The sequence below is a fragment of the Paraburkholderia sp. FW306-02-B genome, assembly GCF_058782725.1.
The window spans coordinates 55,535-72,028 of the sequence record NZ_JBYSXZ010000001.1 but is presented as its reverse complement, the minus strand read 5'-3'; the positions used below and the strand labels follow the sequence as shown (position 1 = coordinate 72,028).

10 protein-coding genes and 1 pseudogene are annotated in these 16,494 nt (G+C 60.9%); 4 read left to right on the top strand and 7 right to left on the bottom strand.

Going from position 1 to position 16,494, the window contains the following annotated elements; translation table 11 throughout:
- Positions 1-260: 260 nt before the first annotated feature.
- Positions 261-452 carry a hypothetical protein gene (locus tag AC3WOG_RS00275; RefSeq protein WP_492576095.1) on the bottom strand — a complete coding sequence of 64 codons (192 nt, stop codon included), beginning with the start codon at positions 450-452 and terminating at the stop codon, positions 261-263.
- Between the two features lie 360 nt (positions 453-812).
- Positions 813-2,120 (bottom strand): group II intron reverse transcriptase/maturase, encoded by a 1,308-nt coding sequence (gene ltrA / locus AC3WOG_RS00270; RefSeq protein WP_492576094.1) that lies wholly within the window; start codon positions 2,118-2,120, stop codon positions 813-815.
- Positions 2,121-3,048: 928 nt separating this feature from the next.
- Between ltrA and AC3WOG_RS00265 the strand changes: the two genes are divergently transcribed.
- Positions 3,049-3,756, top strand: a complete 708-nt coding sequence (locus tag AC3WOG_RS00265) for a hypothetical protein (RefSeq protein WP_492576093.1) — start codon at positions 3,049-3,051, stop codon at positions 3,754-3,756.
- A 327-nt stretch (positions 3,757-4,083) separates the two neighbouring features.
- On the opposite strand, the gene AC3WOG_RS00260 is transcribed toward AC3WOG_RS00265, so the two are convergent.
- Positions 4,084-6,054: a lytic transglycosylase domain-containing protein gene (locus AC3WOG_RS00260; RefSeq protein WP_492576092.1), complete on the bottom strand. Its 1,971-nt coding sequence runs from the start codon at positions 6,052-6,054 to the stop codon at positions 4,084-4,086.
- Between the two features lie 768 nt (positions 6,055-6,822).
- Between AC3WOG_RS00260 and AC3WOG_RS00255 the strand changes: the two are divergent.
- Positions 6,823-7,449, top strand: a pseudogene (locus AC3WOG_RS00255) (tyrosine-type recombinase/integrase).
- Between the two features lie 217 nt (positions 7,450-7,666).
- On the opposite strand, the gene AC3WOG_RS00250 reads toward AC3WOG_RS00255, so the two are convergent.
- A complete protein-coding gene (locus AC3WOG_RS00250; RefSeq protein ID WP_492576091.1) occupies positions 7,667-9,082 on the bottom strand; it encodes an IS1182 family transposase in 1,416 nt (471 codons plus the stop codon).
- A 201-nt stretch (positions 9,083-9,283) separates the two neighbouring features.
- On the opposite strand from AC3WOG_RS00250, the gene AC3WOG_RS00245 reads away from it, so the two are divergent.
- Both AC3WOG_RS00245 and dctA read left to right on the top strand, forming a co-directional pair.
- Positions 9,284-10,213, top strand: a complete 930-nt coding sequence (locus AC3WOG_RS00245) for a LysR family transcriptional regulator (RefSeq protein ID WP_408183237.1) — start codon at positions 9,284-9,286, stop codon at positions 10,211-10,213.
- Positions 10,210-11,511 carry a C4-dicarboxylate transporter DctA gene (dctA, locus tag AC3WOG_RS00240; RefSeq protein WP_492576090.1) on the top strand — a complete coding sequence of 434 codons (1,302 nt, stop codon included), beginning with the start codon at positions 10,210-10,212 and terminating at the stop codon, positions 11,509-11,511. Before AC3WOG_RS00245 ends, dctA begins: the two co-directional genes overlap by 4 nt.
- A gap of 15 nt (positions 11,512-11,526) precedes the next feature.
- On the opposite strand, the gene AC3WOG_RS00235 is transcribed toward dctA, so the two are convergent.
- The 3 genes from AC3WOG_RS00235 to AC3WOG_RS00225 all read right to left on the bottom strand — a co-directional run bounded on the left by AC3WOG_RS00235 (position 11,527) and on the right by AC3WOG_RS00225 (position 16,488).
- The gene (locus AC3WOG_RS00235) at positions 11,527-12,309 is read right to left on the bottom strand and encodes a substrate-binding domain-containing protein (RefSeq protein WP_492576089.1); all 783 of its coding nucleotides are present in this window, start codon (positions 12,307-12,309) and stop codon (positions 11,527-11,529) included.
- 41 nt (positions 12,310-12,350) lie between these two features.
- Positions 12,351-13,649, bottom strand: coding sequence for an MFS transporter (locus tag AC3WOG_RS00230; protein ID WP_492576088.1), 1,299 nt, complete (start codon positions 13,647-13,649; stop codon positions 12,351-12,353).
- A 139-nt stretch (positions 13,650-13,788) separates the two neighbouring features.
- Entirely contained in the window at positions 13,789-16,488 is a 2,700-nt protein-coding gene (locus AC3WOG_RS00225; RefSeq protein WP_492576087.1) for a CoA-binding protein, read from the bottom strand.
- Positions 16,489-16,494: the final 6 nt, after the last annotated feature.

The following is a 16,494-nucleotide window of genomic DNA, read 5'->3' as shown; positions in this document are numbered from 1 at the left end:
AGCAGCCTCGCGAGTCTGTTCAAGTCGCGTCGCGACGGACCGCGAAGCGGTGTCGTCAAATACCAAGGGTGCCCAGGCAGTATAGGCAGCCATCGTCAGCACGGAAGGTATTTGTATTTCTTGTCCGGTATCCCTTCCTGCATTACCGCCGCATCCACATGCTCGTGAGGTATCTGCGGCTCTGGCACCAATATCAATCCGATTTAGTCCATCGTTGTCGGGCGCCGACGCGTCGATCGTCGCAGGCGCCAGTCACACGCCTACTTCGCCGCCACGGCCTCTGCCGCCGAAATCTGCATAGCGCCGAATTTCGGCAACCGCATCGCGATCGCTTCAACAGCACGTTTCATCACGCTGCTGCCGATATCGACAATACAGCCGACCCGTTGTAGATGGCGGTCAGACACCGACACCAAACGGCGGCGTCGAGGAAACGGAAGGGCTTTGCCCAAGGTGGGCGTTGGACGTTGATCGGGGTGGGAACGACCGGGCGTGGCGCGCTGCAGGGAGCCCGTAGATGGACGAGCCACCGCCTCATATACTCGGATTTCTGTGGTTGAGCGTCAGCTATTGCTAACTGTGACGGGCCGCTTCAGGCCCTGAGCCGGTCGCGATCGTCGCAAACCGGTAGAGTCGAGATGTGACGCGGTGGCGGTAGGCTGGGTTTGTCTGTTGCCGCCTCTTTCGTCTGGCGGTGCCCTAATAACCGTTGCCATAGCTCCGTCTTCACACCCCGCTCATCGAACCCGCCGTGCAGATCTCCCGCAACGGGCTCTCGGACGAGACATCACGCCTTCGTACACGGCAAGTCACTACCAAGGCCCCTGTAGACGAACGAGACCGAAGTGCCCGTAGAGGTGCGAGGATGGATAAGCCCCGCCTCTGCGACGCCTTACCTTGTGCTTGATACGTAACCACCGGCGCAACCGCGTGGAGGTGTAGCTGTCGAGCGCCCGATACGCACGACTGACCGTGCCTACCTTGAAGTAGTTCGCCCAGCCGCGTAGCGTGCGATTCAACTTGCCCACCAACTCTGTGGTATCGAGCCACGTCATCGACGAGGCGGTCAGCGCGTGAATCTTCTCGACCATGCGCCGGATACTCTTCTTCGATGGCCGCATACCCATGCGGGCCTGGCCCGTCGTCGCCGAGTACATCCGCCCAAACGTGTAGCCCAGGAAGTCGAATTCGCCTTCCGGCACCTTGCAGATTTGCGTCTTCTCCTCGTTGACCGTCAGCTTCAGTTTGCTCATGATCTCGCGCATTCGCGCCAAGGCTTCTTCCGCCTTGCCCCGCTTGCATAGGATCACCAGATCGTCCGCGTAGGTCACAATGCGACTACCAAGACTGCGCTGAAGTCCGAGCTTCTTCCATGCCAGCACGAACCGGCGCATGTAGACATTTGCCAGCAGTGGTGAGATGGGTGACCCTTGCGGAATGCCGCGCCTGCTATCTCTGGCCTCCGTCGTACGCTTCTTCCGGCCTCGGTTATCGGTTTCTTCTACGGAGCATTCCAGCCACATTCTGATCAGATGCAGCACACGCCGATCAACGATGCGTCGCGCGAGCGACAACATCAAATCGGCGTGCGGAATACTTCCAAAGTAGTCCGCGAGATCGGCGTCAACAACGTCCGTTTGCCCTCGATGCAACCGTTCCTCCACCTCGATCACCGCCTGCTGGGCGTTGCGCCCCGGGCGGTAAGCGTACTGCTCCGGTGGAAGGTCGGCTTCGAAGATCGGTTCGAGCACCAGCATCGCTGCTGTCATGCACACCCGATCACGCAGAGTCGAGATGCCCAGCGGCCTCAGCTTGCCATTGGCCTTCGGGATAAACACTCTTCTGATAGGGTCCGACCGGTAAGTCTCCTGCCTGAGCGCAAGCGCCAGTTCGCCGAGCCACTTCTGCACCCCATACGCTTCGATCTCCGCGAAGTCTTGCCGATCGACACCCGGCGCGCCCCTGTTCGAGCGACACTGGGCGTACGCATGCGCCAGCACATCCTCACGATAGATCTTGTCGTACAGCGCGTAGAAGCGATACCCGGCTTCTGCCTTCGCTTTCGCGTGTAACGCCATCTGCAGCTTCTGAACACGAATCGGAGTTGATAGGTTGCCCAATCTCCACGTCCTCACTACGTATTGCGTCTGTCTTGAACTGAGGCCCCTTCCCTCCACCAGCATTACACCGGCTTCAGCGGTAATACGGGCCTCTCCGTCACCCCAAGGCGCCCGGCCTGTCCCTCGCGGGCGTCCGGTTGGTCATCCCTGACCACGCCAAGGGGCTTCCCGTGTTGCGTGCGCTTCCCTTGTGTGCATGCTGTCGCCACTACCCCGGCGCAGCGACTGGGCGTCCTGCCTGCTCATTCACCCAGCCGTATCAGCCTTCCCCGATATGGCAGTCAGGTCGGCCTGCGCATCGTCCTTTTCGAGGCTTGCTCGGCATTCACTCGCGTTACGGCCTGCACACTCGCGCTGTCACCGTATTTCGTGACACGCTTCACCGAAGGCTTCAACCGCTTCGTTACCTCCACGATTGCTCCTTATAGGTTGCTTCCGGCTGGAGCGGTTGCCGGGCGGGGCTTACACCCGCTGGGAAAGCGCCGCCTTTGCACGGCGCACGCCACAAAGCGACATTCGCGTGGGCGCTGCTCCCGCCATCCAGATGACGGCTCAGCGCGGCAGAACGGTCATAGACGGACGCGGGACGCGGTTGGGACGATGACCTTGTGACAGGCTCTGGAGCATGTCGCGATGGACTGGGGATCGGCGGGACAGCGCAGACTGAAGGCGGACACACCCATCTCTCCGGATTCTTGGTGGTACTGGTATGTAATTAATTAGGAAAGCGTAAATGCTGCGACACGCGTTATCCGGCATCGTCCGCTGCTGGACCGATTCCGCATGCTGTGCCTCACAGAATGTCAATAGCCCGATGAAATATGGTGGATTCTCCTACCTTCACATTGGGCATTGTTCCTACCTTGACAGCATCGCCACATCGCCTAAAACAGACCTGACTGGGATGGTCCCAGTAGTGAGACCCATCATGAAGATGAAGAAGTACCGCCAGTTAATATTAACCAGCATCCTTCTCGGTCTTCCGGCCTCTGCCTTCGCCCAGAGTGCAAATTCCCCCGTCTATCCACCTGGCACATCGGCCCTGGGATTAACGTATGGCGAATGGTCTGCAACTTGGTGGCAATGGCTGCTTGCGATACCGTCCGCAACCAACCCGGAGAATCAACCAACAGGGGCGGTTGACTGCAGTATCAATCAGGCGGGATCAGTATGGTTCCTTGCAGGCAGCGCTTCAAATAAAGCCGTCACCCTGACGTGCTCAAATCATATTCCCTCAACAGCGTCCATTCTTTTTCCGCTCATCAACGTTGAGTGTTCAACCCAGGACCTGCCGCCGTTTCACTGCACGGACGCAGCATCATGCCGCAAATGCAGCGCGACTACTGCAGACGGCATCAGCCCAACCAGCCTGCACGTAACGGTTGACGGCAACGACGTACTGAACGGTGCACAGGGTTTCCGTGCGCTGTCGCCGTTCTTCAATTTCACGGTTCCTGCAGATAACATCCTTGGATCGGGCGCTGGACCCGGCATGTCGATCAGCGATGGGTACTGGGTGATGCTCAAACCGCTGTCGCCCGGTCAGCACACGATCAGATTTGGTGGGAGCTTTGTACGCGGTCCGGGAACTGGTTTCATGGTGGACACGACGTACGTCGTCACTGTGTCTCAGTGATTGAAGCCCCGCCCGCTCAGGGCGGGATGCAGGTCATGATTTCAAAGGATCCTTCGTCAGTTTTGGTTGGCGTGGCTCCGATTCGATGACTGAACTCGTCGTACGCGGATGCCCTCCACAATCTGGCAATACTGCTCGAAAGACATGGCGACTCCTAGGGCTTAGTCCGTCATTTGAACGCAGATCGCCGGCTGACTAGCTAAACGGCGCAGAAGATGGTTCCGTGTTGAGAGGTCATCCAGAGATAGAAGGATCGTTATACAGTGTCGCGTATGCAGCCGCACTTACTGCACCCGAGCGATCCGCGGATCAGCGTTGCGGACGATATCATCGGGGCTCGATTTGGCCAAGCCGCTCCGTCAGCGATTGCGGGTGGCCATCAAACAGCGCCGCGTAGTAAACCGTGTTCGACAATACATTCTTGACGTAGTCGCGGGTTTCGTTAAATGGAATTGTCTCCGCGAAAATCGCGCCTTCCACCGGTCGCGGCAGGTTGGCCTGCCACTTACGCGGGCGCCCAGGGCCGGCGTTGTAGCCGGCGGTCGCGAGCACGGCAGAACGGTCAAGCTGGTTGTAAATCATCGATAGATAGTACGTGCCAAGCAGGATGTTCGTGTCGATGTCGTTCATCCTGGCCCGCGAGATCGTACCGAGCCCGATCTTCCTCGCGACCATCTCAGCGGTGTTCGGCATCACCTGCATCAGGCCGCCCGCGCCAACCTCCGAGCGCGCATTGATAATGAAGCGCGACTCCTGGCGAATGAGGCCATACGCCCATCCGACGTCGAACCCGGTGGACCGCGCATCGCGCTCGACAATCGTGCGGAATGGCGCCAGGTAGCGCAGCGAAAAATCATGTTCCGTCTGCGTCCTGTCGGCAGTGCTCACAGCCCGGTCATAAAGCTCGATGCGACGCGCGTACTCGGCGACTGCGAGCAGTTGTCGGTCAGTCATGCCGCGCAGCTGCCAGTTCCACTCACGGTTGCCTTCCGTACGCAGGTGCAGCGCGTAAAAGCGTTCTGCCAGCTCGAAGCCTGGTGTCCGGCCAGCCCGCTCAACTTCTTCGTCGGTCACCTTGGTCTGCGGCGGGATCACGATCTGCCGGCCGAGCGCCTCGGAGGCCAACTGGCCATAGAAGGTGTAGTTACCCGCGATCGTTCGGAATTCCTGGTCGGCTGCCGCCACCTCGCTGCTCTGCTTCAACGCGCGCGCGTACCAGTAGACCCATGCTGGCTGTGCGCGCAGCGCGGCCGGCATCTGCTCGATCGACCAGCGCACCATTGTCCAATCCCCGGCCAGCAGCGCGCTGCGCGTGCGCCACTCGTAGGCCTGACTCGACAGGGGCGCGTTCGCCGACAGCCGGTACCAGTTCACCGCGCCCGGTAGCTGCCTGAGCACCGCCTGATAGGCGATCGTGCCCCAACCGATAGCCCGTTCTGCCAGGGTGAGCGACGGTGCGATTACGGTGAAGGTGGCCTCGGCGGCCTCCGGATCGCCGACCGCCAACTGTGTGATGGCGAGCAGCGCGAGTTGATGGGACGCTGCGTCCAGCTGGATGCCTTTCGCGAGCAACAGGCGTGGCTGGTTCGTCGCCTGCTCGAGGAGCAGCTGATCCGGGCGCGCCGCGCCCAGCGCATCGACCAGTCTGCCGCCCGTCGTCCTCGCGCCCTGTTCATAGGCCTGGCGAATCAGCTGCCACCCATCGTCCGGAGTGAACTGCTGGTTACGGTCGAGCGCGGTGATCAGATCGACGCAGCCGTCACCGTACCAGTTCGGCTCGACGAGCAGCGCCCGCGCCGCGTCGGCCACATTTTCGCCTCGCGTCGCACGGGACTCGAGCGCATAGCACTTCACCTGCGTGTCGTCGTCCAGGACGAACTTTGAATATTGCGAATCGAAATCGTGCCAGTCGTGGCGCGCCCCGAGCACGCGAAGGTAGTCGTTGCGCAGACGGTCGGCAATCGCCTGTCCGTCGTAGCGTTGCAGAAATGCCAGCACCGGTGCGTCCGGCGCGTCGAGATTCGCATGCCCCGCGCCCTTGAACAGACGCGGCTTGATCTGGAAATAGCTGAGATAAGCCGGCGCCGGATAATTCGGAATCAAGCTTGCCAGGTGCGCTGCGCGCGCGGGATCGTTGTCGCGTGCAGCGTCATGCAACTTGATGAAAATCTGATCGTCGGCGGATAACGAGGTGAACGGGGTGGGATGTCTGGCTAGCACCGTGCCAGACATGACCAATGTCACGGCGGCAAGGGCAAGGCCGACCGTGCGAGACACCCGGTGAAGTCGTGTGGACATCGCTGTTTTCTCGTTGTTTCAGTGCAGAACATTGAACCAAAGCTTAGGCCGCTACCCGGCGAAGCGAAGCTTCGAAAAACACAGGACTCAACCCGCAATTCAGCTCTTTGCGAGCCGGATGCCTGGGCCACATCGGCACTTGCGTGTCCGCTGTTTCGTAGCGTGGGCCGGGAGCTGGATTCGGCAATGCGATCCAGAAGGTCTTGAACGCGGCGTTGGTCGTTCTGGCCGGGATGCTCGCTTCTGGGTGGTTTTGGAGCGGAGGGTCGTCAAAGAGCAGCGAGGACTAAATGAAACGGGCACCCACCTGGGTGGAGATTCCTCCGCTTATGTCGAGAATGACTCTTGACTGACCAGCGCGGCTAGAGCTCACGAGTGCTGCGAGTGAGGTGGTTGTTGGACCCAACCACGGTAGCCAGGCAGCGAGCGCGGGGGGCACGGCCGAGACCTTGGCTAGTCGGATGGAAGTCGAGATCGACGAACGTGGCCGAGTTTGTGATCTACATCGTCAAAGGCCGTGACGTTCGAAGCAAATCTTTATACGACCGCTTTGCGCGCTGCGTCAGTATTTAGCGGAACACGGTAGTCTGCGACGATAGACGGCCAATTGCAGCAGTTCGCTCTCGTCGGCGCGAGGTCATTCGACCGGCGGTTCAGCTTTGGTAAGAGACATTGAGACGGCCGAGCGTCGAGCGGCAGAGAAGGGTCGAACAGCGCCCATGGCCGCCAGCGCAGACTGGCACTCCCTTCACTTGAAAGGAGTGTGTCATGGAAGCGACTACGGTCAACACCCCGGTCCGCGTGCCGTGGAACAAGGGCAAGTTCACAGGCCAGAAGCCGCCACTGAAACTGAAGGAGATCTGGGCCATCCGGATTCGCCTATAACTTTCGGCGCGAACACGTGATCTCGCGATTTTTAACCTGGCCATCGACAGCAAGTTGAGAGCATGCGATCTGACCAAACTGCGAGTGCGTGATATTTGCCACGGCCAACACGTTGCATCACGGGCAACGGTCATGCAGCAGAAAACGCAGCGTCCCGTCCAGTTCGAAATCACTGAGCAGACTCGGGATAGCGCGGAAGTGTGGATCAGGACGGCTAGACTGTCGCAGTCGGACTTTCTGTTCCCGAGCAGGCTCCACGAGTCGCCTCATATCTCAACGCGTCAGTACTCGCGCCTTGTGCATCGGTGGGTCGCGTCGATCGGACTGGACGACACCGCGTACGGCACCCACACGATGCGTCGGACGAAGGCGTCTCTGATTTATCGCCGCACGAAGAATCTCCGCGCTGTTCAGTTGCTCCTCGGCCATACCAAGCTCGAGAGCACAGTACGATACCTGGGCATCGAGGTCGACGATGCACTCGAAATGGCGGAACAGACGGAAATTTGAACATCGGCGCTTCTGCGCTTCCGGACGGTGATCGGGCATTGGTCGCTGTCCGGCCATGAAGAGACGCCCACCTCTCGGCCATGAATGACCGCTGACACGACGATTGTGTTGAAAAAGTCTTGTTTTGGATCAGGGCGCTGGAGTTGGCACGACGTTATCGAGTTGTGACGATCGGCGAAGCGGTGAACTTGGGCGAGGCAACGATCCTCATTTCTCGTCATGCAACTGCCTGGTTCATCTGCTTGCTTCCTGACATGAACCGCTTGGCCATTCTTCGCAGGTTTTGCGCAGTCGCTGCCATCAGGAACTCATCATGAGCACCGCTTGGACCTCGCAGTCGCAAACGGTCCAGTTTCAGGATGCGTTTGAGATGGGCAAAGAGCATTTCCACCTTCTTTCGCTCACGGCAAGATCGCTTGTATTCAGGCGTCTTCGCAATACGCCTCGTTTCGTCACGCGCAGCTTCATGGATGCTGCGGGCGATCTTGCGGAATGGTGTATTCGGACAGCAGCGATCCTTCATCGAACAGCTCTCGCAGTCGAGCTGACTTGCCCGATAGATGATCGTGTCAGCCTTCGTGACGCGCGAGCGCGGATTCGTGAATTTGCGCCGATCACTGCGTAGTGCGTGCCCGGTGGGACAGCGATATTCATTGGCCAGTTCATCCCATAGGAACTCGCTGCTGGACAATGTATTGTCCTTGCGCGTCGTTTTATCCCAGACCGGAACATGTGGTGCAATCTCCTTCTCTTCGATCATCCAGGCAAGCATCGCTGCCGAGCCATACGCGGTGTCGCCTGCAAGACGTCGAGGTTTGAGATCATGCCGCCGCTCAACGCGGTCAATCATCGTCCTGGTTGATTCCACTTCGTGCGAACGGTTCGCGGGCGTCGCCTCGACGTCAACGATGATCCCTGCCTGCAGGTCAATCAGATAATTGGTCGAGTAGGCGAAGAACGGCAAGCCACCCTTGGCCGCTGTCCAGCTCGCGGCGGGATCCGTCAGAGATATCCTCTTTGGAGGGGGCAATGTCTCTGCCATCTCCGCCGCTTCGGTGCCCGCTGGATTCGCTTCTTCCAATGCTTCCAGATACTCGCGCACTGCACGGCTTTGTCCCTTGACGCAACCCCAGTCGATGGGCCCGGAACCCGGAACACCGCGTGCAGAGCTCACGTCGGCTCTGATGATGCTTGCGTCAATCGCGAATCCTTCACCCTTTACGAGCCCTTCGGACATGCACCGACCCAGCACCGACTCGAACACATGGCGTAGTACATCGCTATCGCGGAAGCGACCGTGGCGGTTCTTGGAGAATGTCGAGTGTTCGGGTACGGCGTCCTCCAGGCCCAGGCGACAGAACCATCGATACGCCAGGTTCAGATGTACCTCTTCGCATAGCCTGCGCTCGGACCGGATGCCGAAACAGTAGCCGACGATCAACATGCGGATCATGAGCTCCGGATCAATCGATGGCCGCCCCATCGGACTGTAGAACGGCGCGAGATGCTGGCGTAGATCGCGCAGATCAAGGAAGTGATCGATGCCTCTCAACAGGTGTTCGCGAGGGACGTGATTATCGAGGTTAAACGAGTAGAAGAGTTTGTCCTGTCCGCGGCCCAGTTGACCCATCATGACGAATCACTCCCGTCGATCAATGTCTTCCAGGATACCGAACATTCCGAACCACGGGCGACTTTTTCAACACAATCACGACGAAACCGGCCCCTCGATCCCGACTTCGGCGACCCCTCGCGGGCTAATCACCGAGTGTTGCCTCGAAGGGCGCGTCCGTATCATGCAAAATAGTCGCATCTAAAATGCGGAGGATGGCCCGTGGGCGTCAACTTCGACCTGAACGATTTGCAGGCGTTTCGAGCCGTCGCGGAGTTGGGTAGCTTCCGCAAAGCAGCGGAGGCGGTCAATATTTCGCAGCCAGCGCTGAGCCGGCGCATCGAGAAGCTCGAAGCGGCGCTCGGCGTGCGGCTCTTCGAGCGGACCACCCGCAGCGTGACGCTCACCACCATAGGTCGCGTGTTCGCCCCAAGCGCGGAACAACTTCTCGACGATCTCGATGTCGCGTTGCTCGGCATCCGCGACGTCTCCAGCAGCCGCCTCGGTCATGTGACCATCGCATGTGTGCCGTCGGTCGCCTACTATTTCCTGCCGAGCGTCGTTGCCGCCTATCACAGCCGCTATCCGCGGATCCGGGTCAAGCTGCTGGACTCGAGCGCCAACGAAGTGCTCGGCTCGGTCATCAGCGGTGAAGCCGATTTCGGCGTCAGCTTCATGGGCAGCCAGGAAACCGAGGTCGAGTTCAAGGTCCTCCTGCAGGAACGGTTCGTCGCCGCGTGTCGTCGCGATCATCCCCTTGCTCGGAAAAAGCAGGTGACCTGGAGCGAGCTTTATGAACACGAATACGTTTCCGTCGACAAGACTTCCGGCAACCGCCTGCTGCTCGATCAGGCGTTGACCAACGTGGCGCCGGCAGTGGCGAGCGTCTGCGAGACTCGCCATGTCACCACCATGCTCGGCCTGATCGAAGCGGGACTCGGTGTGGCAGCGGTGCCTTCAATGGCAATGCCCATGCGCGACCATCCGATTTTGACCAGCGTGCCGCTCGTCGATCCGGTCGTGACGAGGCGAGTCGGCATTGTCAGACGCCGGGGACGCCCCCTCGCGCCGGCCGCGCAGCAGTTCTACCAGACGATCCTCGACACGAAGCGCAGCGGCATGGTCGGTGCGGCGAAGAAGACCTCGAAATGACACTACCACGGCCCTTTAGGCTGCTCTACGTCCAGGTCCTGCTTGGAATGGGGCTCGGCATGACTGTCGGCCACTTCTGGCCACAGGTCGGCGCGTCGCTGAAACCGCTCAGCGATGCGTTCGTCGCGCTGGTACGCATGATGATCGCACCAATCGTCTTCTGCACGATCGTCACCGGCATCACATCGCTTGCGAGCGGCTCGAAGATCGGCCGGACCATCCTGAAGGCGCTGGCGTTGTTCTACTTTCTTACCATCGTTGCACTCGTCCTGGGGCTCGCGACCGCGTTCGCGCTGCATCCGGGCGCGGGACTGCATATCGACGCACATCATCTGGACACCACCATCCTCACGCAGTATTCGACTCGCACGCAGACGCACGGACTCGTCGAGTTCGCACTGCATCTGATTCCGGAGACGCTCGTCGGCGCCTTCGAGAAAGGCGAGGTTCTGCCGGTCCTGCTGCTTGCCCTTCTGTTCGGCTTCGCAATGAACGCCAGCGGAAGCGCCGGACGGCGAGTGCAGGAATTCATCGATAGCTTTGCACACGTGCTGTTCCGCATCCTCGCGCTGATCATGCGGCTTGCCCCCGTCGGGGCATTCGGCGCGATGGCGTTCACGGTGGGCCGTTTCGGCATCCGTTCGATTGGCTCGCTCGGCATGCTGATGTTGTCGTTCTATGCGGCGTGCCTGCTGTTCGTCGTCTGCGTGCTCGGTCCGCTCGCACGCCTGCATCGCTTCTCCCTCTGGCGTTTGCTGCGCTACATTCGCGAGGAACTCGTCATCGTGCTCGCGACGTCGTCGACCGAACCGGTGCTGCCGCGCCTCATCGTCAAGCTCGAAGCGCTTGGCTGCGACAAGGGCATCGTGGGTCTCGTGCTGCCCGCCGGCTATTCCTTCAATCTCGACGGCACGGCGATCTACCTGACGCTCGCCTCGATGTTCATCGCGCAAGCGTGCGATGTACACCTCTCGGGCGGCCAGATCGCGACGATGCTCGTGGTGATGCTGATCACGTCGAAGGGCGCGGCGGGCGTGTCGGGCAGCGGACTGGTTACGCTCGTCGCGACGCTCGCCGTCATTCCCGATCTGCCGGTTGCAGGCGTCGCGCTACTGGTCGGCATCGATCGCTTCATGTCCGAGGCGCGTGCCCTGACGAGCGTGATCAGCAACGCCTGCGCGGTGATCTTCGTATCGATGTGGGAGCGCGCCTGCGACCGGGCGCGTCTGAAAGAAGCATTGAGCCTGGCGCATAAGCCCGAAGAAGCTTTCGATCAGCCCGCCGACCTGCCGGGCTGAATCGTTGCCGTCGTCTCAAAGAGTGGCGACGGAATCGAGCCCGGTCGATGTCACCTCCGGCTGCACGGCGGGCGACGCGAGATAGTCGAGCAGCGCTTTCGCCTCCTTCGGATGCTGCGCGCCGACCGGGATGCCGGCCGCAAAGCGCGTGACGGACTGCATCGACTCCGGAATCTTGCCGACGTACGCTGCGCCCTTCACCGGGAGCAACTCGCTCACCTGCTGAAATCCCACTTCGTAGTCGCCGGTTGCAACCACCGACGCCACCGGGATCTTCGGGATCATCTTCGCCTTGGTCTTCACCTGTTCCTCGATGCCGAGCCGCTTGAACAACTCGCGCTCGATATAGACGCCGCTCGCGCTATCCGAGTAAGCGATCGACCGGGCATGCAGCAAGGTTTCCTTGAGCGCCGCCTCAGACCCGATGTCGGGCTTCGGCGCGCCATCGCGCACGACCATGCCGATGCGCGAATCCGCGAGCTCGACGCGCGAATCGGGGATCACCTTGCCCTGCTTGATGAGGTCGTCGAGTGCATAGCCGACCATGATCACCACGTCGGCAAGCTCGCCGCGCTGAAGCCGGTTCGGAATGGCCTCCGGCGACTTGCCCATCGACGGTCCGAGCGCGGTATCGAGCGTGTTGCCCGTGGACGCCGCGAACTTCGGGCCGAGCAGCTTGTAGGCGGCGGTGAAGCCGCCCGAGCTCATCACGTGCAGATCGGCGGCCTGCACATTCGCCGCAGCGGCGGCGCTGCCGAGGAACGCCGCGGTGCAGAGTTTCAGAAGGATGGATTTCATGGTTGAAAGTCAGGCTGAAGTTCGAGGAGCGAAGCGATGCTTCAGGAAGCCGCATGCAGCGGAACGCGACGGCGCCGATACAGTGCGAGTGTGGCACCGAGCCCGCACACCGCGGCGAAGCTCATCCAGTAGCCCGGCGCGGCTTTATCGCCCGTCATGTGAATGAGCGCGGTCGAGATAACGGGTGTGAAACCGCCAAAGACCGCCGTCGCAAGGCTGTAGGCCAGCGAGAATCCAGCGACACGCACTTCGACTGGCATCACTTCGGTGAGTGCGACGATCATCGCGCCGTTGTACATCCCGTACATGAACGAGAGCCAGAGCAGCACAAGCAGCATGTTGACGAAGCTCGGAGCGTGAGCCAGCAGCGATAGCGCGGGGTAAGCGGTCGCAATCGCCAGGATCGTCATTCCGAGAAGGAGCGGACGGCGTCCGATCCGGTCCGATAACGCGCCACCAATCGGCAGCCAGATGAAGTTGGAGATCCCAACGCACAGCGTGACGAGCAGGCTATCGGCGGTGCTCAGATGCAGGACCGTCTTGCCAAAGGTCGGCGCATACACCGTGATCAGATAGAAGCTCGTGGTGGTCATTGCGACCAGCAGCACGCCCGCGATCACGACATTCCAGTTCTGCACGAGCGTCGTAAAGACTTCTTTCATGCTCGGCCGATGCTGGCGCTGTTTGAATTCCTGCGTTTCCTCGAGATTGCGCCGCAAGATGAAGATGAAAGGCACGATCATGCAGCCGACGAAGAACGGCACGCGCCATCCCCACGCAGCGATCGCCGCCGTGTCGAGCCACTGATTTAGCGCGAAGCCGAGCGCGGCAGCGATGACGATCGCCACCTGCTGGCTCGCCGACTGCCAGCTCGTGAAGAAACCCTTGCGGCCCGGCGTCGCCATCTCGGCGAGATAAACTGATACGCCGCCCAGTTCCGCACCCGCGGAGAAGCCCTGCAGCAGACGGCCAATGAGAACCAGGGCCGGGGCGAATAGTCCGATCGTCGCATAGCCGGGCACGAACGCGATCAGGATGGTGCCGCTCGCCATGATCGACAGCGTGACAATCAGGCCCTTACGGCGACCGACATCGTCGATATACGCGCCGAGGATGATCGCGCCGAGCGGCCGCATCAGGAAGCCCGCGCCGAACACTGCGAACGTCATCATCAGTGAAGCGAACTCGCTCCCCGCCGGGAAAAAGACCGTGGCAATCTGCGTGGCATAGAAGCCGAAGAGGAAGAAGTCGAACTGCTCCAGGAAGTTGCCTGCCGTCACGCGTAGCACGGCGGATGCCTTCGATTGCCCGGGGGCCAGCGGGGGTGAGGAGGGATGCATCGAGGTGTCTCCAGAAATTTTGAACTTGCGGTGTTCGGGCGATTTGTTGTTTGTCGAATATTCGCCCGAACCACACGAAACGATAAGTGCTATTTTCGAAACAATTGATGTGCGTTGGCTATCAGTGTCGCCGAAGTGCTCAAGCTACGAAGCGGCACTGGGACGCGGGCGTTCGGGTGTCCATGTTGCGCCCCCGGTTCAGGTGATCGTCGATTTCCGCCGCGCATCCGAGCATGCGAGGATAAAGGAAGATCGTGAATGCGGCGGTTTCCAGATCGGTCTCAGTCAATTCACCACGTTGCAGCGGCTGCCACAGCATCTTCAGCAGCAGCGCCGCGATCACGGCATCGACGTTTACGCAGTACACGTTGCGGGAGACGCCGGCATCAAACAACGCCTGCACCAGTTCGCGATAGAAAGCATGGAACACGTTATATTCCCCACGCTTCTCGCACAGTTCCGCGATGAACACTTCGCGCGGGTCGTAGTTGACCGGCCTGTCCTTGAAGACCGGATGGTTCACGCCCGGCAGCTTCGCGATATCGAGGCTGCCGGCATGCTTCTGTCGGGCCTTGTACTGCGCATAGCGCTCGACCGAGCGCTCGGCCAGCGAGCGCAGGTCCACGCCGTGCGCGGGGTCGGACGGATCGGCAAGCCCGCTGTCCCTGAACGCTTCGATCAGGAACGCGATGCCTTCATAGCCATTGCCGCCATGCGTATAACCTGTATGGGTGAGAAAGCCGACCAGCGCCTTGTTGAGTTGCACGCGCTCGGGGCTTTCCGGGCCGTCGGCGGATACTGCGCCCTTTGCTCCCTGCGCCGAGATGGCTCCCGGACCGTTGGTGAGCAGCAGACCGACGAGCGTCTTGAAGGCGAACAGATCGTTGGGCTCCGGCGCGAGGTTGAGCAACGCGGCAAAACAGATTTCGGTCAGGCTGCGTTCGTTCAGCAGCGCTTGCGTGGTAAAGCCGCAAAAGCCGTCGGGACAGTGTCGCGAGGCGTCCGCCGATGCACCGATCAGCGTCCCGAACAACATGGTCCACCAGGGCAGGCTCTCGGCCGTGACGCGCGAGATGCGCTTGCGCATCAGCGGTCCCCACGCGAGCGTCATGGAGATCGCGGCCAGAACAGCGTCTGCCGTCGGGTGAGCGGGCTGAGACGTGAGCCAGCGCACGAGGACCGATCTGACTCCACGCTCGGCGAGTCCCGCAAGCATCGCTTCGGCGCGCAAATCGCGCGTGTCGGCAAAGAGCGGCTCGCAGCCGCTGACGTCGATCCGGGCGATGTCAAAGTTCTCGTCGAGCGCACTCGTAAGGCCGGCTGCCGAGAAGCGTTCGATCATGCATTTCGCGGCGTCCCGCGCCGCGCGCTGACGATTCGGCCCGATGATCGAGGTCGCGGCGGCCAAGATGGCGTTGGGTGCATTGCCGGCCTCGCGTGCGGCTTGCGCTGCCGCGAGTTCCGGCGTTCCGTGCAGATTGACGGACGCAGCGATCGCGACATCGATGAGCTTCTCGTCGTTTTCTCCGCCGAACTCGTGAAGCAGGGCAAGGCTGACGTTCGCTTCGAGCGAATGCGTCGCCGCGTCGAGCATCGAGGCGCCATACAGGCTGCTCACTTGCGTTTTCGCGTCCATCTGCGATGCTCCCGACGCATCCTTCAACGCCTGACGTGGCGCAATCGCACCGACTTGTCGATTGACCTGCAAGACTTGCTCGTCGTAGGGCGCGACTGCTCCCACTACCGGGATCGCAAGGTCGGACGGAAGCCGAATTCCCTGGTCGGAGCCGAACCACGGCTTGAGCGCAAGGCTGCCTTCGGGCTCGAAATCAGGCAACGTCGCGTTGGCGCGCATGACGGCGGTCAGCGCCGCCGGGATATGCGCGATGTTCGTGACGACCGCGCCCTTGGCGGAGCAGCACGGATCGTCAGGCGTGAAGAGGCGGTCTACGCCGAACATTTCCATGAACCAGCGCTCCTTGGCTTGCGCGTCGTCGGAGCCGCCGGCCATCGCGCCCGCATGGCCGACCGCACGCGTGAGGCGGCTCTTCCACCGGCCCACCACACAGGCGACCACCGGTTTCGTGAAGGTCGCATCGGCCTCGTAGTAGCCACCCGGTTCGCAATAGAGCACAGCGGCCTTGCTTCGAGCATCGTTGGCGAGTGCGAACGCAAATTCCGGCGCGGCATAGTGGATGTAAACGTCCTTGCCGCTCGAGATGACGGTCGATGTGCCCCAGCCGCTCATGCGCAGGTACTGCGCGATCGTCGTACTGAAGCCACCGGAGTTCGAGAAGATGGCGATCGATCCCTTGCGCAATGAATCGTCCGGACTATCGCCGCCGAGTGCTCCGCCGATTCTTACGCGATTCCACGAGTCAGCGACGCCGAGCCCGTTCGCACCGAAGATGTCGATGCCCGCTTGCTGACCCATCGCGCGAATTTCGCGGGCGTCGTGTACGGTGATCTTTTCGGTGATGATGAAAATCTTCTTCAGATCGGGATTGACGCGGATCAGTTCGGCGACGCCGTCGCGGGCCGCCGATGGCGGCAGATAGACCACGCCGCAGTTGAACCGATGCCCCGCTTCCAGACCCTCACGAACGTTGTTGTAGACCGGGATATCTCCGATCGATGTGCCGAGCACTTGCCCGCCTTTCCCCGGCGCCGTGCCGAAGACAATATTCCCGCCTGAGAACGCGTGACTGACGGGCGTCACGTCCGAGGACTCACCGCCCAGGATATTGAGCACGCACACGCGATCGTCACGCGTGGCGATCTGCGCGAGCGAGTTGACACCCACGAAATACTTGAAGTGACTGCTGTTTTGCTTATACACGTTGCT